Source organism: Paenibacillus taichungensis, from assembly GCF_013359905.1.
In the GTDB taxonomy this organism is placed as follows: Bacteria; Bacillota; Bacilli; order Paenibacillales; family Paenibacillaceae; genus Paenibacillus; species Paenibacillus taichungensis.
Genome location: NZ_JABMCC010000100.1, coordinates 202397 through 222808, shown reverse-complemented (window position 1 = coordinate 222808; position 20412 = coordinate 202397). Strand labels below are relative to the sequence as shown.

Here is a 20412-nt window from a genome sequence, read left to right as displayed (position 1 = left end):
TTCTCACCTCCACCGCTTCCGTTCCACAATTTGAATGCTTAACAGCAGAAACACACCTGAGAGCGTCACGTAATACAATATATCTGGGCCGCTAAGTACACCCTTCGTGAAGCTGTCAAACCGGTTCGTCAACGCAAACGGGTCCAGCCATTGTTGTAACGCAGATCCGGAATTGCCTGCAAATGAATCAAGCATCCACAATACGAGCAAAATAATAAAACCGGCTACCGCAGACACCATCTGGTGCTGAGATAACGTGGAAGCAAACAATCCAATCGCCATCATGCTTCCGCCCAGGAAAAAGAGACCCAGTGCAGACAACCATACGGATGTCAGATCCAGTTCACCAAAGAAGGACATAATAAACGGGTAAACGAGACTGCACAGAATAAGGACAACAAGAATGGCGAGTGACGCCAAATATTTACCGAAAATAATTTCGGTCACCCGTGCAGGTGAAGTCAACAACAATTCGTCCGTTCCCTGCCGGAATTCCTCTGCCACCAGTCGCATCGTCAGCAACGGCACCACAAACAGCAGCATGGATAACGTGTCTCCCAGCACCAGACGATAATCTACAATGCTTGGCTGGTAATACACAAAGCTGGAATAGAACAGCAAACTTGTCATCAGTACATATACTGCAAAAGCGAAATACGAAGTCGGTGACAGGAAATATGCCTGCAGTTCTTTATTGCAAACCGCCATCATTCGTCTCATTTGGAACCCTCCCCTGTGTGGGAATCAGATGAAGCGCTCTCGGAACTAGTCGATTGCTTCAGATCTGACGTCGTGCCCAAATTGGCCTCTTCATCTGTCGCATGATTGGCGAGCTGCACTTTATCAGTTTCAGTCTCCTGTGTTGCCAGTTCCACTTCGGATTCCGTTTCCGTTGTGGTAAGCTTCAGGAAAATTTGTTCCAGACTAAGATTTTCTTTCTTCATCTCCAGGATCGGCAAGCCTGCACCAGACAAAAGGTAGAATAGTTCCTCCCGGAAATCTTCAGAAGATTCGCCGGTAAGCAGCATTTTAACCGTATCAGCAGAACCATTGGATGCCTGTCCATCCGCTGCTTGAATGACTTCGCTCCGTACCTCCTCCCATGGTGTCAGCACATTATGTAATTGCTGCTCTGTTGCCTTCACTTCAATAGATACCTTAAACTGATCCCCCATTGCTGAGCCAAAATGCTGCGGTGAACCATCCAATACGAGCTGACCCTGATTAATAATCAACATCCGATTACAAAGCGTGCTCACTTCCGGCAAAATATGTGTACTGAGCAGTACTGTATGATTCTCACCCAGTTCACGGATCAGATCCCGTATCTCCATAATCTGATTTGGATCGAGTCCTGAAGTCGGCTCATCCAGCACGAGCAGATCCGGTTTGTGAATAATGGCTCCAGCCAGACCCAGACGCTGCTTGTACCCTTTGGACAGTCCGCGAACCAATTGCTTTTCGCGACCTTGAAGACCCAGCCTGCTGACCATCTCACTGATCCGCAATTTCACTTCACGGGTCGGGACATCCCTCAGATTAGCGACGAACTTCAAATACGACTGTACCGTCATATCTGGATAAAGCGGCGGTGTCTCCGGCAGATAGCCGATCTTGGAACGAACGTTTCTGCCCTGATCATGCACTGATATGCCATCCACTGCAATGGAGCCTGCCGTAGGATGCAAATAGCCCGTAATCATTCGCATCGTTGTGGTTTTTCCGGCACCATTCGGTCCCAAAAATCCAACAATCTCACCGCGCTCCATTGTGAAATCCAGTTGATGCACGCCGCGCCGCCCATCAAATACTTTGCTGACCTGTTTCACTTCGAGCACATCATTCATCCTTTCCCGTTAAAATACCCGTGTGCCATCATCGCTTTCTTCAGATGGTCAACACGGGAAGTTCCTTGTATCTTACGTGTTGTATCCTAAATGCAGCTTAATGTCACTTAAAAGAGAGCTTAAAAATATGTGTCTAAAATGTGAACACCACTTCATTCACCCACACCCTGCACTCTGAGGCAACGTACCTTACAGTACAGGGGCATGAGCACCTGCACAAAAGTCAGAGGGTGAACCGTGTGAAAGTACTATTCACATTTTTTGTTCCAAGCGGCGGTGTGGATACTTTAAACCGATTGCGTACAGCCGTTCTGCAACGCCATGGCATCGAAGCGCATGTATTGTATCTGTACCCTGGCTCGGGAATGCAGAACAATACCAGCACGCCGGTCTTCACCGCTTCCAGTGATGAGGAAATTCACAGTTTGATTCATCATCATCGTTATGATGCCATTATTGTTACCTCCGATATTGCCATGCCGGGCAGATTAAGAGCCCTCGGGTATAAAGGACGCATTATCTATGAAGCACAGGGACTCGGGACGCGTGAACAGGCTATGGAAACCATTCAGATGGGAGTACCTTATCTTCAAGCCCACTGTAATGCTGCGGTCATTCCTCCAACAGATCATTTACTGGAGCTGTTCATTCATATGTGCCCTTGGCTTCACCGGTTTGTCATTCCCAATATGCTGGATACCAATACCTTTGCCCCAATTTCGGTGGATACTCCTCCCTATCCGGTACTAGCATGGGTAGGAAGGCTCGAACACAATAAAAACTGGCGGGAGTATTTGATGATATCCAGCGAAATCATTAAAAAAATTCCAAAAGCCAGACTATGGTTTTTCCATGATCCGACCTTGGCTAATCCGGAGGACGAGGTCATGTTCCGTCACATGCTTGCAGAATACGGGCTTGAAGATCGGATTGGCATCTTTATCAACGTGCCCCATTCCCAGATGCCTACATTCTACTCCATGGTTGCAGCTTCCGGGGGTATCATGCTGTCCACCTCCCTACTTGAAGGCTTTGGATATGCCGTTGCTGAAGCCATCAGCTGCGGATGCCCGGTTCTCAGTACCGATTCGGATGGCGTAAGGTCCTTTATTACTCATAACCGAACAGGAAAATTCTATCCGATAGGCAACGTGAAAACCGCTGTATCTGAAGCGGTAGACCTTATGCGCAACAAAAAGCTGCGGGAATATATACGCATTCAAGGCAGACAGCATATGGCCATCTCCTTCTCCCCTGACCGATACGCCACTTCATTTCGGGAAATGATGACTGCCTTGAGCATTTTCTTTTAAACAAAACAAAAAGGCAGTTCAGAAAGATGCTCTGAACTGCCTAAACATTAAATTCATGAAATCAGATTATAAGAATTAGTGTCCCATCATCATTGCAGGATCAGGCTGATCCCCTGTTTGAAGGGATTCTTCCTCCATCCGTTTTGGTTTGCGCAAGATCAGACTAAGCAGGCATCCAAACAAGGCAATACACGCTGCCAGGAAGAAGGTATCGTTGAAACCAGCCACTAAGCCATTCACCACACTTGTAGCATCAGTAGCTCCAGCTGTATTGCTTGCAATATGGGAGGTCAGGAATCCGGTCAAGCCGGCAACTGCAAAGGACACAACCACTTGTTGTGCAGCAGCAGTAAGCGGGGTAACCCGACCTACCAGCTTACGTGGAGCAGCATTCAGTACATGCGTATTGAGTGGCATCATGGAGAAACCCATACCCAATCCCATCATGACAAGGCTAAGAATGATCAGGCCAAGGCCCGTTTCCGCCGTAATCGATGACAGAATAAACAGTGCACCCGAGATGATACCCAGACCCACGAAAGCGAGTGGTCTTGCACCAATTTTATCAAACAAACGTCCACCAAGCGGCATACCCACACCCGAAGCCAGCGCCTGCGGGAGCAGAATGAGCCCTGTTTCCAATGCAGTATAGCCTTTAATTTGTTGCAGATAAAGTGGAATCAAAATCATTGCACCAAATAAAGCGACTTGTGATACCCATGCCAGAATAATACCCCGTGTGAAATCAGATGATTTGAACACCCGAAGTTCCAACAGCGGATTTTTGTGACGAAGCTCCACGATAACGAATAAGATCAGCGCTACGCCTCCGACAATCACACCTGTCAGTGTTGTTGCAGACGTCCAGCTTGTTCCGCCTTCACTTACACCGTATGCGAGCATCGAGAATGCAATTGGTGCCAGAATCATACCAAGCAGATCAAGCGCAGGCGTGCGTCCACGATCCGTATCCGGCAGGAATTTGATACATAGAATAAACGCGGCAATACCAATCGGCAGATTGATCAGGAAGATCCAGTGCCAGCTGAATGACTCAATGAACCAGCCGGATAATACCGGACCCAGCGCAGGGGCCAACAGCATCGGAATCCCGAGCATACCCATGATAGAACCTCTTCTTTCAGGAGGAGCCAGACGGAATACCATCGCCATACCAATCGGCGCAACCATACCTCCGCCAAGCCCTTGGATGATACGGTAAATAATCAATTGTTCAGGAGATTGCGCAATCGAACACAAGACTGAACCCAGAGTAAACATCGCGATCGTGAACAGAAATACTCTTTTGGCACCAAATCGGTCGGTCAACCATCCCGCCAGCGGAATGACGGCTGACAAGGCCAACGTATATCCTGTAACCGTCCATTGAATGGTCTTCAAATCGGTCTCAAAATATTGAACCAGATTCGGAATTGCCACGTTAACCACCGTGCTGTCCAAGATGACCATAATCATCCCAACAATAATAGCCAGTAGCGGCAGAATAATCGTTTTAATTGAGAACTCCGCCGGGTCCTGGGGCACTGCTGTTTGTTGTTTCACTCTCTCCACTCTCTTTTCCGGCCTGGAGGCATTATCTTTGTATGTGTCTCTCCATCGGCCTTATATTCACGACGTTTTCAAACCCTTGTTTTAAACCGTCGTTTTAAACTTTTGTTTAAGCATAGGTTAATTCTAATGAAAATACCTTTGCTGTCAAGCTATTTTTTATTGGATAACGAATCACTTATGTATGCCAAAAAATGGACCAGGTTTTCTCCTGCCCCACCCCATTGGTTAATCGATGCTCATTATGGTGACCTCTGCTAATCTGCCAATTTGATCATCTGATGCTCCGAAAGTATACCCAAGGTCTGGCCTTGGTCACTTCTACAGTACATTCGAATAACCAGATGACTTGGTATAGAACTGTTGCTAATGATGCGCAGTTCGCACGGATCGGATGAGACCGCGAGATTATGAATAATGTGATTTCCTGTGTCAGCCCCAATCCGGCAAAGATAGCGATACAACTCCCCACGGGTCTGACTGATTCCTCCGACAAAGATATCCACATCGTCATTTCCCACAAATGACAATTCAATGTCCATATATCTCACCGGTACAACGGTTTGCAGCAAGTTTTCGTGAATCTCCAGTACATATGCGGCCACGGTATATCCCTCCTCTAAAGCAGAGTTGAACCTTTCTCTAGATATGGTATGCCTGCTCTCGTCCATTGCTATTTGCAATCACCCATTTTAATTAATTCCAACGAAATGCCCACCCTTTTGTCTGCTTTTTTTCATAAACTAACAGGATAGAAGATCGGCCTGTACAGGCCGTGACAAGGAGGTACCTATGAGAGTTCTGCTCGTGACTTATTGGGAGCTTACACAGATGGGTGGAATATGGACATATGTGAAACAGCTGGCTGACAGGCTGATGGCTCTTGGCGTAGAGGTGGATATTATGGGCACCAACGGAGCCAAAAATGAAGTGTACATTCGCAATCTCAATCGTTCCTTCTCCAAAGATAAGGTATGGCCCATGCTTCAAGCCAAGCTGAATCCGACAGATTTGCCTCAATTCACTGCCGATTCTCTCGTGGCTTATTATGAATTGAACAGGTATGCCTTTGAAATGGGAGCTGCCTATCTCGGCGTTGATCATTACGATGTCATCCACGCGCAGGACCCGGTAGCAGCGGTTGCAATGAGACGTATATTAAACCGCAACACACCCATGGTAACGAGTTATCACGGAGCGCTTGCGCGCGAAGCCTTTTACGATGCTCAGAACTCTAACGCGAAGCTCACACTTCCCGAATACTTGCAATCCAAACGCGGACGTTACTTCCTGTCACTGGAAGAGCGAAGCGCTGAACAATCCCAGCTTATTCTGGTCTCCAGCCATTGGATTAAGAGCACACTTACGGACCTCCATGTTCCCGAGTCCAAATTTCGAATTATTCCTTATGCTGTAGATATTCCGGCCTACCGTGCCCAAGCAGCAGTCAAGTTCCGTCAGAGGAAGACAGCGGGCAAAAAAGTGATCGCCTTTACGGGCAGACTGGAACACATCAAAGGGGTTCATATTCTGGTCAAAGCACTCTCCAGCCTTAAGAAGAATCGCTCGGATTGGGTCTGCTGGATTGCTGGGGAAGGCAATCTGATGGAGGATTTGCGCTCCCTAGCCAATGATCTTGGGGTAGGTGCTGACATCGTTTTCTGGGGGAAACTCGACAACATCCCTTCATTCCTACGCCATGCTGACATTTATGTACAGCCCAGCTTGCAGGATACGCAGCCTTTCTCGGTTACAGAGGCTCAGCTCGCCGGATTGCCTGTCATTGTCAGCGGTACGGCAGGCATGCCTGAGATGGTGCAGCCTGAACATACTGGTTGGGTCGTTCCACCACAGGATGTCGAAGCCCTTAGCGCACTGTTAAATGCCCTTCTGCAGGATGATGCTACCCGTGCAAAGGTAGGAGCAGCAGCCAAAGCATGGGCTGAACAACATCGATCACTGGAGGAGATGGGGTTGCGCACGCTGCATGTCTATCAGGAAGCCATTCAGTTGGGAGGTCAGAGAATATGACACTGCTCGTCCCTAGTGATTTGTATAATCGTTGGTTCTCCACCCCTGTGTCGACGACGCATATCGAGGTGGATTACGCTGTAATGAACGAATTGATGAGGAAGCTGCCCAAAGGATACGTTTTTCCTGATCCGGCAACCATGCACATACTCACTTCCGAAAAAAATTAGAGTCAAGTAACTTTACAAACAGGAACAAACAAGAGGATATTCGTTCATGCCGTAATCACTTTACGGCAACCGAATACCCTCTTTTTCTTGCGGTTCACTAGCTAGCTATTCGTGATTTCTTCCATCACTTGTCACATCTACTTCCAGTAACCGCCAACCTGCAGCAGATTGAGTAATACGGGCCGATGCTTCGCTTGAACAAGTTCCATCTCGGCTTTCAATGCCTCAAAGTGTTTCTTGGTTCCCATTGATTCATGAACCCGATAACACATCAGTGGCTCATTGTAATAGAACAGCTCATAGAGCGGAAACAGTCTCAGCCACATCTCATAGTCATGCGTGTAGCGAAAATCGGTGTCAAACATGCCGAACTTTCGAAATGCATCCATCTCAAGCATCACAGTGCAACCGTTGATTGGGCAACCTTCGGTCAGCACCTGAAGCATCTCCAGACGACTCCCTACCTCTGGTCTAACCGTGTCCATCCATTCGCTGTTCGCATCTACATAATGATAGGCACCGTGACAGAACGAAGCCTTGACGTCAAGCATGAACTTCAGTTGTTTCTCTACCCGGTCCAGCAACATCACATCATCGGAGCTGAGCCAGACAAAGTAATCACCTGTCGCCTGTTTGATTCCCTCGTTTAACGCGGTTGCTGTTCCACCATTCTCTTTTCGAATATAGTGAATGCGATCCATGAATGGTTGCAGCCGCTCCACATGCTTCGTAGAGCCGTCATCCACCACAATGACCTCAATATGCGGATACGTCTGGTGAATGGCGCTGTGAACAGCCTGCTCGATATACGCACAATTATAAAAAGGAATGACAATTGATACCTTGGGCTCCATTCGGTCCTCCCCTTTCTCCGCGTGAATATTACCATTCTCCCTATTATATGAGGATAGATCCGTTAGGTATCGGGCATCCGTTGCATAACGACTCATAAATTACGTATATGAGCATTTTGCATTAATCCAAAGAGTGGCTTTCCATCAGTAAGATTCTGATAGAAATGCATATAAATAAAGAGGGCGTTATTCGGCCAACTTGCGGCCTCCATAACCCCCACCAAAGTTCTTTATCCCCCCATGGCAGCAATCCGCTGCAACAAAGGCTCCCGATATCTGGACCATACCATGGAGGCCTCCCGACCGATGGCATCCGCATGGCGTACTGTCCCCATTCCCCCATGCCGTCGATATGCCGTAAGCGATTCGTTCAGATATGGAAACCGATGGCCGTTCAGCAAAATGCGCATCCATAGATCCAAATCATGCGTATAAGGCAACAGTTCATTGAACAGGCCCACCCCACTAAAGAGATCCTTGCGAATCATCACAGTACAGCCGTTCACCGGATTGCCGTATACGAAGAGGCGCAGCCACTCCGGTTCGGCCACCGGTTCTGCTCCCCCGTTTAACTTGGTCACCGCTGAATGCTCATTAATGTAATTAAAGTTGGTATGTGAGATGAGCACATTCTCCCGTTGCATAAATTCAACCTGATGACGAATCTTATCCGGATATAAGAGGTCATCCGAACTCAGCCAGGCGACATAGTCCCCGGAGGCATGACGGATGCCGTGATTCAGAGCTGAAGCTGTGCCGCCATTACTTTTGCCCAGAACATTAATGTATGGAAGATAAGGCTGAAGCAGATCCGCATGCCGGGTGGAGCCATCGTTGACGATAATGATTTCCACATCGGGATACGTCTGGTTCATCGCACTTTGAATCGCTTGAGGCACATATGGACAATTGTAAAACGGAATGACAATGGACACTCTTGGATTCATCCAGTGGACCTCCCTTGCTGAGTACGAACATCGCTCAGAATGTCCTGAAGAGATTGGGCAAAAGGAATCAGTGGCTGCCAGCCCAACTTGCGCAGCAGTGACATCTCCTCCTGCTCTCCAGCGCCGTCCGGACCAGAAGAAGCTCCGTCCCAGCGTACGGGTACTTTCGCTTCAGTCATGGTCAGCAGCGTATCCGCTATTTCACCCAGGCTTCTCTCTTTGCCCGATACGACGGGGTAAACGGTGCCTGACGTACCCTGAACAAGCAAGGTTGCGTAGGCCCGAACCGCATCCCGTACATCCAGAAAATCACGGGTATTATCCCGGCCAGATAGACGGAAAGGCTCCGTTTTACCTTCCTGTTCACAGGCGACAACATGACGTGCCAGCAGCGAACATATCCCTGTTGAAGGACCTGCACCGATCAGATTGCCCGGCTCTGCCAGCATAATTTGCTGTCCAAAGAGGGACATCCACGACAGCGACACCATCTCCTCCAGTGCTTTGCTGAGACTGTACGGGTGGGGAGGGTGCGGAGGCCGACCGGGTTCAGGCGTGTATTTTAACCGGGAACCTACAATAACGGTCCGTGCCGCTGGGCAGCTCCGGAGAGCATCTAGCAGATACAGTACAGCCATCACATTGGTCTCCAATACTAGTAGCGGATCGGACCAGGACTCCGGCACCGAATTTTTGCCTGCGAGATGCAGGGCATAGTCCGGTTTCACCTCGTCAATCAAATGACGAACTTGCTGTTTATCATTCAGATCACAGACATGCACAGCTACACCATCGCCGAACGAATGCACTCCGACTCGCCTGACCACCGCTGTAACTACTGCACCAGCTGCCCGGAAATAAGCGACCGCATGCCGTCCGGTAAAACCGGACGCACCTGTGATCAGCACCTTTTTGCCTGTCAGCTCTGCTCCATCCATAATGCCAGCTCCTTCAGCATTGTAGAATAATCCGGAAGGTCTGTCTTCACGTCCTCACGTGTGGACACCAGCGTACGATCCTGTACTACGCTATCATCCGGTACGACAACAACATCCTGCTTATTCCATGTCTGTTGGAACAGGAGAAGCAGATCATGCTTGCTGACAGGTTTCGGATGAGCCAAATGAATCAGACCGCTAAGCGGGGACGACAGATAATGATCTACCCATTTGGCCAATTCAAGGGTGGTTACCCCATTCCAGAAGACACGTGTATATCCGCCAACTTCCCCTGTAGTGGACATGAACCAATGCATCAGACCGATGCCACCCTTCCGAATTTCAGGTCCAATAATGGAAGTGCGAATTGTCAGATGTCCAGCATCCTGGACTTCACCCAATGCTTTTGTAATTGCATAGGCAGATGTTCCATCGGTAACATCATCCTCTCGGTACGCCCCTCGATCCCCACTAAACACACAGTCCGTACTGATATGAATCAGACGTGCCCCAATCGTGTCGGCAACCCGCCGCAAACGATGCGGCAGGAATCCATTAATGTGATAAGCGGTAATTTTGTCTTCATCTGCAAAGCTGTTCAAAACACCCACTGCGTTAATGATGACATCCGGATGCACCACCTCCACCAGACGGTCGACCATAAAGCAGTCATTTACATCCAACAGAAGACCATTAGGGTCCGATACATCACGGGTCGTGTAGAAAACGCTATGCACGCCTTGACGGCGGAAATAGTCGACCAGAATATGGCCGGCCATTCCGTTCCCCCCAAGTATCAGCAACTTCATGACAGGAACCCTCCACGTTGCAGAATGTCACGAATCTCCTGTTTGGTCATTAGCTGATGCTCAGAACTGAAGCTGCTGAAGGATACTGGAGGACAATTCGTATAATGCTCCTTCAACCCCGGTATGCCGAGGGTAGGCAAAATCACCAAGTATTGCTCATCGTATACAACGGTTGTCATACTCTCGAATTCACTCATCAGTATTTCATGAATCTTCTCACCAGGCCGGGTGCCACGCTCCACAATAGACACATTCTCCACACCTGAATCCTCAATCAACACTTCAGCGAGATCCACAATTTTGCACGTCGGCATAGTCATAACAAAAATCTCGCCACCCACGCTTTCCACCGATGCTTTGAAAAGCAAGGTGATGGCATCTTTCAAGGTCAGAAAGAACCGCGTCATGTTCATGTCGGTAATGGAAACTTGACCTTTCTGACGAATCTGATTTTTGAACAAATGCACAACACTGCCATTCGTTCCAAGTACATTGCCACCACGTACAGTGACAAATCGCGTATTGCTGTGGAGCAGATTGGCGTATACGATCAACTTCTCTCCGATCGCCTTAGTCATGCCGTAGAAATTGGATGGATTAGCGGCCTTGTCGGTCGAGATGTAAATGACTTTTTCCACATTATTTTCAATTGCAGCTTCGATGACATTTTGTGTGCCGATCACATTGGTTTTGAGTGCTTCGTAGGGTTGATCTTCACACACTGGAACATGCTTGAGCGCTGCGAGATGAAACACATAATCCACCTGTTGACAGGCAACCGTCAACGCTTCCTTGTCTCGAATATCACCAATGCGAAAATGAAGACGCGGGTCTTCGAATTCACGGCTCATCGCCACTTGGCTGGACTCATTCCGGGAGTATACAATAATCTCCTTGGGCTGCTGGGGCAACAGTTGAGCCACAAGTTCATAACCCCATGATCCCGTACCGCCAGTTACGAGTATACGCTTATTTTCAAACATGCATTTTCCCTCCAAGCAGAAATTTGACCACTTTACTGGATACATCGGTTGCTTTGTAGCCTTGTGGACAATCCCAGTCGTTTGACATTTCGATCATTACTTTCACACAGCCCGCAATACGCTCCGCATCCAGACCTGAGACCACGTTGCTGCCGCAATCCACCGTCTCCGGTCGTTCTGTTGTGCGACGCATGGTTACCGTAGGCACACCCATAATGCAGCACTCCTCCTGTACGGTACCACTGTCCGTAAGTGCACAGCGTGCATGTCGTTCCAGCATCACGAAGTCGAAAAAACCGAATGGTTCGTGAAATTCCACCAGCGGGTGCATCTCCAGTTGCAGATGCTCGGCAATTCGAATAGCCGTTCGAGGGTGAATGCTGCATATGACTCGCATGGCATGTTCTTCAGCAACCTGGTTCAAGCCTTTCATGATCTCCAGCAAATGAGGAGGGTGATCAACATTCTCTGCCCGATGGGCCGTAACCAAAAAATATTGCCCGGACTTCAGCTTCAATTTTTTCAATATTTTGCTGGTACTCACCTGTGTGTCGTAGTGACGCATCACTTCATAGATCGGATTGCCTGTCAGCACAATTCGTCGACTGGGAACCCCTTCACTAACCAAATGTTTCTTGCTCTGTTCGGTATAAGGCATATTAATGGTTGAAATGGCGTCGATGACCCGGCGATTTTTCTCCTCAGGCACATCCAGATCAAAACATCGGTTGCCCGCTTCCATATGAATGACGGGTATGCCCATCCGTTCAGCCAACACAGCACATAATGCACTGTTCGTATCGCCGAGCAGCAGCACTTTATCCGGTTGCTCCTGATTTAATAAATCTTCCATTTGCGTAAACATCGAGGATAACTGCCGACCCAACGAGGCCGCTTCATCCTGAAGGACGTAGTCCGGCGCCCGCAAGCCCATTTCCTTGAAGAAAAGACCGCTGAGACTTTCCGTGAAGTTCTGCCCCGTGTGTACCAGAATATGTTTGGACGCGTACTGGTCCAGCTTGGAAATGATCAGGCTGAGCCGTATGATTTCAGGTCGCGTCCCCAGCACCGTCATGATCTTCATCGTAATCCCTGCCTTCATCGTCTATTGGATACTCTCCGGCGTACCCGGCTTCGTCTGGCTTTGCCAGGAGCACGTTTGCGAGCAGTCGGTTGCCCCACGCGTACACGTTTCTTTTTACGCGTCTTCAGCTTCCTTCTACCTGTTCCCGTCACCCGTTTCGTTCTGTCATGAACCCCACTGCGATGGGATAATCGCTGGTGACGGCTCCGTCCCGTTCTGCCGTTTGATCGGGTGTCTGTTGCTTCATGGACAAGTTGACCTATCGCAAGCGGAGGTAACGGTGAGAGCGGCAACGTCTGGATCACATTCAGTGGAAATAAAAGTGCCCGAACTGTAGCTGGTTCCAGAACCAGCACGGTTCGCAATTGCCCCTCGCCCCATGCGTACACTGGACCATTCGGAGGCTGAATATACGGAAACCATCCGGGAAAACGCGTTAACCACTGTGTCACCATCGTATGCAACTTTGCCCTGTAGGTTTCAATACCATAGAGCTTTTCCGCTTCTGTCCGATTGCGCCATCCGGTGTCGGAAGCCAGTTCAGGATCATTCAACAACGTTGTGGCCAGCGTGAACAGCGCTTGAGTATCACCCGGCGGAGCCAGAAATGCACCACTGCCTACCGATTCCAGCAATTCCTTCAATCCGCCCTGGGCAAATGCGATAACCGGTTTGGCAAAATAAAGCCCCTCCAGCGCGGTCATTCCGAATCCTTCTTTGACCATACTCGGGATAACAACGATATCCATAGCCGTATAGGCCAGTGATACGTTCTCTTCAAACGGCGTAAAGGTAAATCTCCGATAATAGCCGGATTTTTTCACCCGTGATACACATTCGTCATAGTACTTTTTGTCCGCTGATGTACCAATGATCCAGAATCGGCAGCGTGGATGGGTTTCGCACAATTGCAGAGCCATATCCACAAAAGGTTTCAGACCTTTGGCATCATATATAAAGGAAGAGATGTAACCAATGCAGATCTGTGATGGCTTGAAACCAAGCTCTTTGCGTTTGCGTTCTCTTAAGTGCACCCATCGATCTGGAGCTGGCAGAGACGGATCACAGGTTGGGGAAATCACGGTGAGTTTTTCGCTCATGCCCGCTTGTTTGAATGGGGTTATCGCCGTTTCGGAAATGCCTATGATCCAATCCGAGTAACGACCAATCATCTGTACAGCCTCGTTTGTATGTTCATTCTCCTGAATAATTTCGGTAATCTTCCAGATAACCGGAATTTGCAGAGACTTTGCTGCTACAGCTGGCATCACGTTGACACAGGTATTCGTTAACACCAGTTCAGGCGCAGTCTCCCGGATAAGGGAGACCACATCCTGATAGGCTGGTGATTGGCGAAGCTGTTCTGCATCCGTTGCGATTCCCCGGTAAGGTGTGTACACACCGTGAAGCATCGGCAGGAAACATATTTTGACCTGAATACCGAACCTCCGCGCAAATCCGGCGAGCTTACCTTCCTGAGGCACGACAAGTACACAATCGAAGATGGTACCCATTTCCCTCATAAAATGAAGCAGCAGCTTCTCCGCCCCCGTAATGCTGCGGGTGTTGCACACATGGGAAAACAACATGAGTTTGGGTTTAGTCGCCATGGCTGCACGGACCCTGAATACGAATGTCAGGGTTCTGTGCACACCTCCTTCCGGACAGGATTAAGGGAATATAATACTCAGCAGTTCGTTGATTCTTTTTCCATACGTGTGATCCTTTAATGTCCGTTCCAGCCCTCGAAGTGCAATCTCACGGCGCTCTTTCTCATGAGTGAGATAGTATTCAACCTTATCAAGCAGCTCCTGAGGGGAAGAGTAGGTCTCGATCTCTACACCTGGTTTATAGAAACGTGCCAGATCATCCCGTGCATCGGTCAATTGAAGGGTCGTGGAAGCCGCAATTTCAAATGTTCTCGGATTCGGAGAGGCTGGTGGAATTTTAACATGGTTGTTATTGACGGAATCGTCTTCGTGGGAACGGTGAAGGTTGATGACAATTTTGGTACCGTTATAAACATCGTTCGTTTCCTGAGGACTCATCCAGCGACCCAATTCAATCTTCTCACCGTAAGCAGCATAATCAGGCAGACGGTCCCACCAGATGCCATTAAACACAGTATTGTGTGACATCAGCTGTGCCATGATCGGATTAAAGAAATACACCCGGTTCCAGTAAGCCGAACCGATAAAGCTGACTTCCCGGTGGAGTGAAGACGGCGTTGTAATTGGGAAGTAGTGGTTGGTAAAGGCAGCAAACGGCAGGTAGTGTACTGAAGGGCAACCATTCTGCCGATACAGATCCACACAGTTCAGTTCCAAGGTGAACACATGGTCGAAATGCTGCACTGTCTCAAGCGTCATATCCGTATAGTACGGATCATCGGTAAGCCAGATCGCCGTCCGAATGCCTGCTTGCCGAATTGCATCCAGATGCTCCATTGGAATATCCATGCCATCCAACACAAGCACAAGATCAGGCCGGGTTTGCAATGCAATTTCCGATACAGGCTGGCGTGGATCGGAAAGAGTTACCTGAGCAACCATGCCCTGTAATGTGGCCATGATTGCCTCATCCAGTGGAGAGTACGGGAAACCTTTACCTGAAGATACGTACAGGACGTGGATCTGTCGAAAAGGCAATGGTTCCTGTGCACAATTGACTATATAGTTGGCACGGCCGCGAAGATATCCTTCTTCCTTACCCGCATCATATCCGGCATGTTGCCCGTTTTTGCGTGCTTGGTCAGCCAGACTGAGCACTGGTGCATGAGACTTTCTCGTTTTACGGTGTTTGAGAGACATACCGCCACTCCTTTTATTTTTGGGATAGGATTCTCTAACTCTTGCTGTTCTGCAGAAAGTGATTTACACGTGTTCCAGCAGCTGAGCAATACGACGAGTGAACGTATGCTGGTTCAGTGTGGTAAGCAGCCCACGCCAAGCTAGGGCTCGCCGTTCCTCTTCATGGTGCAGATAATATTTGATTTTGCGCTGAAGTTCAGCCGCGGTTGTAAAGGTCTCGATGTCATATCCAGGCCGGTAGTAGCGTGGCAGATCATTGCGTGCATCCGTTATCTGCATCGTGCCACAGGCGCTGATCTCATACGTCCGCGGATTAATGGAATGACCTTGAAGATGATGCGTATTGCGATTGTCTTCCCCATTCTCACAAGTCCGGTGAACGTTAATCACGATTTTGGCGCCATTGTAATAATCCACTGTTGCTCCCGGATCAATCCAACCCTCATGGATAAATTGGCCCATGATGTCGAAGCGTTTCAGCCGGTTCCACTGACTGCCGGCAATGAATACCTTTTTGTCCGCCAGAAAAGGAGCCAGCTCGTCGAACAGTGCAATCCGATTCCAGAATCCGGTACCGATAAAACAAATGTCATACTGATGCTGCGGCCCCGTACGCCTTGGCTGAAACATCCCCGGGTTCACTGCCAGCGGCATATAGACCACCCGACCCGCTCCATGTGCAGTATAGAACGGCACAGCCGCTTCCTCATGCGTGAACACAACATCATAATGCTGGCAAATGCTTGTCGTATCTTCGGTAAAATAAGGGTCATCCACAAACCATACTGCTGTTCGAATTCCCAGTCCCCTTATGCCATTCACCTGTTCCAGATGATCGGGGGGAAATACGTGTAGTCCATTCATGACCAGCACCAGATCGGGCCTGTGCTGGCTGGCTTCCTGCAGCATGTTTGCCGGCGATCCGACAACACATTCACGAACAGATTGCTGCAAGGCTCCAATGACGCCTTCATCGATGGCATCGAATCCTTGCGGAATGTACAGCACTTTCATATTCCGCACGGTCGGCTCAAACATCTGCACTCGCTCCATCATGGCCTGACAGCCGCCAAATCTGCGGCCTTCTGCATATCCGCCACGGTAAGCCGTCTCCGCTTCTGTAGGCGGCCGGTGTCGTCGTTTTGCCACATCCTTCACCCTGTCTTCCTTCAGGAGATCCCACTTTCAGATTCTCCCCGAGATTGGTGTTCCCTCTAAAGGATATGCCCCGGGGTCAGATGCATCATGGACGGGTGTCCTGCAAGGCGCAAAATTGGCGTCTGCCCTCCACATCCGCCTGCACGGGCATGTCCGCTTTTGCGGCGATACAAATAACCCGGAGGGATCCGTCCCCCCGGGCAATCGTCATACACTGGACATGCATCTATAGTCATCCGAAAATGCACACCTACTCTGTTACTGTGCTTTGTAAGCCAACTGATGTCCGTCCTCGAATCCCTTGGCGAAACCCGCGTTGAATCCCTCGTTGTACGCCTCGTTGTACCCCTGGCTGTACGCGCTGTCCGGGTTCGGATCGGTAGGGGTAGCCGGGACGAACGGTTGCGCCGGCTTCACACTCCGGTGCCGTCGTACCGCACGTTTCTTTTTTTTGAGCCACGCACTGCGTCCTTTGAGGGTACGTTTGTGCAGTACACGTTTGCCTTTGACCGCACGTAGTTTACGGATTTTACGCAGACGGGCCCCGCGAGCAAGCAGAGCTCTTTTGGTTCTCAGACGTATTTTTTTCTTCTTTAACATGTCAACATTCCTCCTGTATGTTCCGGACCATGCGTATCGCATATCCAGGGTCTTTGAGCCATGGCACACCAGGCTCCCCATGCTGGATTCGGGCCAATTGAATCCCCGTAACCATCCGGGACATCTCTTCTTGATAACGGCTCAGCAAACGAATGTTCTCGGCCAGACTGCGGGCGGATACTTCCGAGTGGGCAGACACGCTGGCCACACTGTCCAGAATGCGGGCGAGCGCCTGCTGACTGTGTGCAATGGACTCAATGAGGGACAGTTTCGCTTCCTGCTCACGCCGCAACAGACTCATTTTCCGAGATCCCCCATATCCATACCGCCAAACATGCCACCGTCCATGCCGCCTTCTTCACTATCGTTCTGTACCATGATGGCCTTCAGGTTGTTGCATAATCCGGTTTCCATTCGGGTCAATCCTTCCAGTATTTCCACCAGCTGATCATGCATTTTGAGTGGCTCTGCCACCTGATCGCTATGCGTCAGAAAAGCCTCACCATTCAAATGATTTAACGCCCAGTTCCTTACCTTCTCGGCTTCAATCGCCTTGGCCTCCAAAATCAGGGCAATATTCCACTGCATCTTGGCTGCTGCGTCCAGCATCAGTATGAGACTTTGTTCTCTGCTCATGTCCATTCACCCGCCTTCCGGGCTTATTCTTCCTCTTGATCCGCCATTTCCCGCATCACCTGGGTCAGCGTTTCGGCTACGGCTTCTTCCAAGTCTGCCAGGCCTCCCAAATAGGAGATGATGCTTTTGTTGATTTGTCCCGAGCTGTCCAGCAGACCGTCAACGCCATCCAGCTCCGGTTCGATATCCGGCAAATGATTGATGATTTCAGACATGCGCACAGCGACTTGACGTTTGGCATCCAGTACACGCGCAACCTGCTGGTGAGAATGTGCAATATGTGTGAGTATTTCATCGATTTTGCTCTGCATGGTCCTCCTCCTTACCGTCACGGCCTGCTTCACCCATAGAAAAACCCGGCCTATCAGCATTTGCCTGCTACAGCATATGCCGGGCCGGGATCGTCAGTTACTCCAGCTTGCGCCTATATCGTCAGATGACATAACTCCAATCGGAAGAATATCGACTGAGGAATTGGCGGGTACGTTCCTGTTTGGGCCGCACAAACACTTCCTCCGGTGTGCCTTCTTCCACTACGGAACCCCCATCCATGAATACAACTCGATTTGCCACCTCACGGGCAAAACCCATTTCATGGGTGACAACAATCATGGTGATGCCTTCCTGGGCAATCGATCGAATGACCGACAGCACCTCACCTACAAGTTCAGGATCAAGCGCAGAGGTTGGTTCATCGAACAGAATTACCTCTGGATTCAGTGCCAGCGCCCGAGCAATGCCTACCCGCTGCTGTTGGCCACCTGACAGCATGCTGGGATACTCATTAATTTTGGCGGACAGACCCACTTGTTCAAGTACACGCAAGGCTCGTTCACGAGCATCTGCTTTGGACATTTTCTGGGCAATGATTAACCCTTCCGTTACGTTATCCAGCACCGTTTTATGTTTGAACAGGTTATAATGCTGGAACACCATTGCCGTTTTTCGCCGCAACTGCACAATGTCATGTTTGCGGGCATGCTTACAGTCTACGGTTAACCCGCTGATCTGTACCTTGCCCTCATCGGCACGTTCAAGAAAATTTACACAGCGCAGCAATGTCGTTTTGCCGGATCCGCTCGGTCCAAGAATGGCAACAACATCCCCCTGCTCCACAGTCAGATCAATACCTTTCAACACTTCCTGCTGACCAAAAGATTTGTGTATATTCGTCAGTGATATCATGACACCCCTCCTTTGCTGTACACGGCAACTCTGCGTTCCAGCAAAGCTGTAATTCGTTCGGCAATTACCGTCAGACCCCAGTAGATCAATGCGGCAGCAATGAAAGCCTCCAGGAATTTCAGACTGACTGAAGCCACTACATCCGCTTTGCCGAGAATATCCATCTGTGACACGGTAAATGCAAGAGTTGATCCATGCAGGAAACCAACAAACATGCTGCACAGATTCGGTAGAACCGCACCAACAGCCTGAGGTAAAATAATGCGTCTCAACGCCTGGGAGGTACTCATGCCCACGGCATGTGCAGCTTCCATCTGCCCGGTATCCACCGCCAGAATGCCGGAACGGATAATCTCAGACATATAAGCTCCCGCAGTTAAGGAGAAGGCGAATAGCACAAACACCAGAATCGGAATGGAAGACGACTGAAAGGCCCAGCCGTACCGGGCTGCAAGCTTGTCGATGATCAGCGGAATCCCGTAATAGATTAGAAACAAGTGCATCAGCATCGGTGTCCCCCGGAAAAACGAGACATAGAAATCAGCGATTCGGTAGACCCAGGGAACTTTATAGATTCGAATTAAAGCCGTGACCAGACCAACGCCAAAGCCTGCGATCAACGGTACAATCGTAATGACGAGTGTCAATGGCAATGCCTTTAGAATCTGGAAAAAAGATGTGTAGATAAAGTTGAAATCAATAGACATTCGCTCACCCCGCTATTCGTTTCAGGCGTTCAGCTCTTACCGCTGGCCCACGGACTTCTTTCTTACGTTCGTGACGCTGGAGTCTGCGTTCAGCGACAGCAAATCCTTTTTCAAGTACCAGCACAATAACATAGTAGACAACCGACAGACTGATATACACTTCAAGTGCATGCGATGTAGCCGAGATCAGCGTTTGCCCCCTGCCCACCATATCCATAACCCCAATCGAAAATGCAAGTGACGTATCCTTTAACGAGCCAATCAACGTATTTGCCATATTCGGAAAAGCAACAATGAGTGCCTGCGGAACCACAATCCGCCGAAACGACTGAAACGTGGTTAAGCCCGCTGCATAAGCTGCTTCCGTCTGTCCCTTGTCCACACTGCGCACAGCTCCGCGAAAGATTTCCGCAAAGGACGCTGCATCACTTAACGCATAAGTCACGATGACAAATACCAGCGGATCAGTCCTGGACAGATCGACTCCTATAGGCTTGAGCAATTCAGGTAATCCGTAGTAGACCAGAAACAACTTGATGAGAATCGGTGTGCCCCGCATGAAAGAGACGTACAGGGTCGCGAGCTGGCTCAGCACCGGAATCCGGTATAACCTCGGAACCGCCAGAAGCACACCGCCCACCAGACCGAGCACAATGGAGCCACCCAGTACAATCAGTGTAATATGCAAATATCGCAGCAGTTCAGGGACGAAATCCAGAACCAATGACAGATCGAATGATTTACCCATAACCGTCGCTCACCTTTCTCAAC

At 49.5% G+C, this 20412-nt stretch carries 24 protein-coding genes; 3 read left to right on the top strand and 21 right to left on the bottom strand.

Features of this window, described 5'->3' with window-relative positions; genetic code table 11:
* Positions 1-3: 3 nt before the first annotated feature.
* Positions 4-720 (bottom strand): ABC transporter permease subunit, encoded by a 717-nt coding sequence (locus HP548_RS06170; RefSeq protein WP_076290830.1) that lies wholly within the window; start codon positions 718-720, stop codon positions 4-6.
* Positions 717-1847, bottom strand: coding sequence for an ABC transporter ATP-binding protein (locus tag HP548_RS06165; protein ID WP_175381169.1), 1131 nt, complete (start codon positions 1845-1847; stop codon positions 717-719). The genes HP548_RS06170 and HP548_RS06165 overlap by 4 nt, the downstream gene beginning before the upstream one ends.
* 239 nt (positions 1848-2086) lie before the next feature.
* On the opposite strand from HP548_RS06165, the gene HP548_RS06160 reads away from it, so the two are divergent.
* Positions 2087-3160 (top strand): glycosyltransferase family 4 protein, encoded by a 1074-nt coding sequence (locus HP548_RS06160; RefSeq protein WP_175381168.1) that lies wholly within the window; start codon positions 2087-2089, stop codon positions 3158-3160.
* A 75-nt stretch (positions 3161-3235) separates the two neighbouring features.
* Here the strand turns inward: HP548_RS06160 and HP548_RS06155 are convergent, their stop codons facing one another.
* Positions 3236-4723 (bottom strand): DHA2 family efflux MFS transporter permease subunit, encoded by a 1488-nt coding sequence (locus HP548_RS06155; RefSeq protein ID WP_076290832.1) that lies wholly within the window; start codon positions 4721-4723, stop codon positions 3236-3238.
* Positions 4724-4986: 263 nt separating this feature from the next.
* Positions 4987-5334, bottom strand: a complete 348-nt coding sequence (locus HP548_RS06150; protein WP_099858083.1) for a hypothetical protein — start codon at positions 5332-5334, stop codon at positions 4987-4989.
* Positions 5335-5521: 187 nt separating this feature from the next.
* On the opposite strand from HP548_RS06150, the gene HP548_RS06145 reads away from it, so the two are divergent.
* Positions 5522-6760 carry a glycosyltransferase family 4 protein gene (locus HP548_RS06145; protein WP_076290835.1) on the top strand — a complete coding sequence of 413 codons (1239 nt, stop codon included), beginning with the start codon at positions 5522-5524 and terminating at the stop codon, positions 6758-6760.
* A complete protein-coding gene (locus tag HP548_RS06140) occupies positions 6757-6930 on the top strand; it encodes a hypothetical protein (RefSeq protein ID WP_170867946.1) in 174 nt (57 codons plus the stop codon). Before HP548_RS06145 ends, HP548_RS06140 begins: the two co-directional genes overlap by 4 nt.
* A gap of 137 nt (positions 6931-7067) precedes the next feature.
* On the opposite strand, the gene HP548_RS06135 is transcribed toward HP548_RS06140, so the two are convergent.
* The 17 genes from HP548_RS06135 to HP548_RS06055 form a co-directional block, all read right to left on the bottom strand.
* A complete protein-coding gene (locus HP548_RS06135; protein WP_099858082.1) occupies positions 7068-7784 on the bottom strand; it encodes a glycosyltransferase in 717 nt (238 codons plus the stop codon).
* 230 nt (positions 7785-8014) lie between these two features.
* Positions 8015-8731, bottom strand: coding sequence for a glycosyltransferase (locus HP548_RS06130; RefSeq protein ID WP_076290837.1), 717 nt, complete (start codon positions 8729-8731; stop codon positions 8015-8017).
* Positions 8728-9669, bottom strand: a complete 942-nt coding sequence (locus tag HP548_RS06125) for an NAD-dependent epimerase/dehydratase family protein (protein WP_175381167.1) — start codon at positions 9667-9669, stop codon at positions 8728-8730. Before HP548_RS06125 ends, HP548_RS06130 begins: the two co-directional genes overlap by 4 nt.
* Positions 9651-10478: a dTDP-4-dehydrorhamnose reductase family protein gene (locus HP548_RS06120; protein WP_076290839.1), complete on the bottom strand. Its 828-nt coding sequence runs from the start codon at positions 10476-10478 to the stop codon at positions 9651-9653. The genes HP548_RS06125 and HP548_RS06120 overlap by 19 nt, the downstream gene beginning before the upstream one ends.
* Positions 10475-11461, bottom strand: coding sequence for a polysaccharide biosynthesis protein (locus HP548_RS06115; RefSeq protein WP_076290840.1), 987 nt, complete (start codon positions 11459-11461; stop codon positions 10475-10477). The genes HP548_RS06120 and HP548_RS06115 overlap by 4 nt, the downstream gene beginning before the upstream one ends.
* Positions 11454-12545 carry a non-hydrolyzing UDP-N-acetylglucosamine 2-epimerase gene (gene wecB, locus HP548_RS06110; protein ID WP_076290961.1) on the bottom strand — a complete coding sequence of 364 codons (1092 nt, stop codon included), beginning with the start codon at positions 12543-12545 and terminating at the stop codon, positions 11454-11456. Before wecB ends, HP548_RS06115 begins: the two co-directional genes overlap by 8 nt.
* 14 nt (positions 12546-12559) lie before the next feature.
* Positions 12560-14197 carry a glycosyltransferase family 4 protein gene (locus HP548_RS06105; protein ID WP_343054780.1) on the bottom strand — a complete coding sequence of 546 codons (1638 nt, stop codon included), beginning with the start codon at positions 14195-14197 and terminating at the stop codon, positions 12560-12562.
* Positions 14198-14215: 18 nt separating this feature from the next.
* Positions 14216-15355: a CgeB family protein gene (locus HP548_RS06100; RefSeq protein WP_246317951.1), complete on the bottom strand. Its 1140-nt coding sequence runs from the start codon at positions 15353-15355 to the stop codon at positions 14216-14218.
* Between the two features lie 63 nt (positions 15356-15418).
* Positions 15419-16513 (bottom strand): CgeB family protein, encoded by a 1095-nt coding sequence (locus HP548_RS06095; RefSeq protein ID WP_343054779.1) that lies wholly within the window; start codon positions 16511-16513, stop codon positions 15419-15421.
* Between the two features lie 56 nt (positions 16514-16569).
* On the bottom strand, positions 16570-16749 hold the full coding sequence (locus HP548_RS06090; protein ID WP_125477307.1) for a hypothetical protein: 180 nt from the start codon (positions 16747-16749) through the stop codon (positions 16570-16572).
* A gap of 22 nt (positions 16750-16771) precedes the next feature.
* A complete protein-coding gene (locus HP548_RS06085; RefSeq protein WP_076290842.1) occupies positions 16772-17113 on the bottom strand; it encodes a hypothetical protein in 342 nt (113 codons plus the stop codon).
* 1 nt (position 17114) lies between these two features.
* Positions 17115-17414 (bottom strand): hypothetical protein, encoded by a 300-nt coding sequence (locus HP548_RS06080; protein WP_076290843.1) that lies wholly within the window; start codon positions 17412-17414, stop codon positions 17115-17117.
* A complete protein-coding gene (locus HP548_RS06075; RefSeq protein ID WP_076290964.1) occupies positions 17411-17749 on the bottom strand; it encodes a restriction endonuclease subunit S in 339 nt (112 codons plus the stop codon). Before HP548_RS06075 ends, HP548_RS06080 begins: the two co-directional genes overlap by 4 nt.
* A 23-nt stretch (positions 17750-17772) precedes the next feature.
* Entirely contained in the window at positions 17773-18060 is a 288-nt protein-coding gene (locus HP548_RS06070; RefSeq protein WP_024632560.1) for a hypothetical protein, read from the bottom strand.
* A gap of 121 nt (positions 18061-18181) precedes the next feature.
* Positions 18182-18934 carry an amino acid ABC transporter ATP-binding protein gene (locus HP548_RS06065; RefSeq protein WP_064635771.1) on the bottom strand — a complete coding sequence of 251 codons (753 nt, stop codon included), beginning with the start codon at positions 18932-18934 and terminating at the stop codon, positions 18182-18184.
* Entirely contained in the window at positions 18931-19641 is a 711-nt protein-coding gene (locus HP548_RS06060) for an amino acid ABC transporter permease (RefSeq protein WP_099858080.1), read from the bottom strand. The genes HP548_RS06065 and HP548_RS06060 overlap by 4 nt, the downstream gene beginning before the upstream one ends.
* A gap of 4 nt (positions 19642-19645) precedes the next feature.
* The gene (locus HP548_RS06055) at positions 19646-20389 is read right to left on the bottom strand and encodes an amino acid ABC transporter permease (protein ID WP_076290845.1); all 744 of its coding nucleotides are present in this window, start codon (positions 20387-20389) and stop codon (positions 19646-19648) included.
* Between the last annotated feature and the right edge of the window lie 23 nt (positions 20390-20412).

What these genes read in the sequence shown, in the direction of transcription:
- HP548_RS06170 (WP_076290830.1), bottom strand. Translation starts at nt 720, where the DNA reads ATGAGACGAATGATGGCGGTTTGCAATAAAGAACTGCAGGCATATTTC.
- HP548_RS06165 (WP_175381169.1), bottom strand. Translation starts at nt 1,847, where the DNA reads ATGAATGATGTGCTCGAAGTGAAACAGGTCAGCAAAGTATTTGATGGG.
- HP548_RS06145 (WP_076290835.1), top strand. Translation starts at nt 5,522, where the DNA reads ATGAGAGTTCTGCTCGTGACTTATTGGGAGCTTACACAGATGGGTGGA.
- HP548_RS06140 (WP_170867946.1), top strand. Translation starts at nt 6,757, where the DNA reads ATGACACTGCTCGTCCCTAGTGATTTGTATAATCGTTGGTTCTCCACC.
- HP548_RS06135 (WP_099858082.1), bottom strand. Translation starts at nt 7,784, where the DNA reads ATGGAGCCCAAGGTATCAATTGTCATTCCTTTTTATAATTGTGCGTAT.
- HP548_RS06130 (WP_076290837.1), bottom strand. Translation starts at nt 8,731, where the DNA reads ATGAATCCAAGAGTGTCCATTGTCATTCCGTTTTACAATTGTCCATAT.
- HP548_RS06125 (WP_175381167.1), bottom strand. Translation starts at nt 9,669, where the DNA reads ATGGATGGAGCAGAGCTGACAGGCAAAAAGGTGCTGATCACAGGTGCG.
- HP548_RS06120 (WP_076290839.1), bottom strand. Translation starts at nt 10,478, where the DNA reads ATGAAGTTGCTGATACTTGGGGGGAACGGAATGGCCGGCCATATTCTG.
- HP548_RS06115 (WP_076290840.1), bottom strand. Translation starts at nt 11,461, where the DNA reads ATGTTTGAAAATAAGCGTATACTCGTAACTGGCGGTACGGGATCATGG.
- wecB (WP_076290961.1), bottom strand. Translation starts at nt 12,545, where the DNA reads ATGAAGATCATGACGGTGCTGGGGACGCGACCTGAAATCATACGGCTC.
- HP548_RS06100 (WP_246317951.1), bottom strand. Translation starts at nt 15,355, where the DNA reads ATGTCTCTCAAACACCGTAAAACGAGAAAGTCTCATGCACCAGTGCTC.
- HP548_RS06090 (WP_125477307.1), bottom strand. Translation starts at nt 16,749, where the DNA reads ATGACTATAGATGCATGTCCAGTGTATGACGATTGCCCGGGGGGACGG.
- HP548_RS06085 (WP_076290842.1), bottom strand. Translation starts at nt 17,113, where the DNA reads ATGTTAAAGAAGAAAAAAATACGTCTGAGAACCAAAAGAGCTCTGCTT.
- HP548_RS06080 (WP_076290843.1), bottom strand. Translation starts at nt 17,414, where the DNA reads ATGAGTCTGTTGCGGCGTGAGCAGGAAGCGAAACTGTCCCTCATTGAG.
- HP548_RS06075 (WP_076290964.1), bottom strand. Translation starts at nt 17,749, where the DNA reads ATGAGCAGAGAACAAAGTCTCATACTGATGCTGGACGCAGCAGCCAAG.
- HP548_RS06070 (WP_024632560.1), bottom strand. Translation starts at nt 18,060, where the DNA reads ATGCAGAGCAAAATCGATGAAATACTCACACATATTGCACATTCTCAC.
- HP548_RS06065 (WP_064635771.1), bottom strand. Translation starts at nt 18,934, where the DNA reads ATGATATCACTGACGAATATACACAAATCTTTTGGTCAGCAGGAAGTG.
- HP548_RS06060 (WP_099858080.1), bottom strand. Translation starts at nt 19,641, where the DNA reads ATGTCTATTGATTTCAACTTTATCTACACATCTTTTTTCCAGATTCTA.
- HP548_RS06055 (WP_076290845.1), bottom strand. Translation starts at nt 20,389, where the DNA reads ATGGGTAAATCATTCGATCTGTCATTGGTTCTGGATTTCGTCCCTGAA.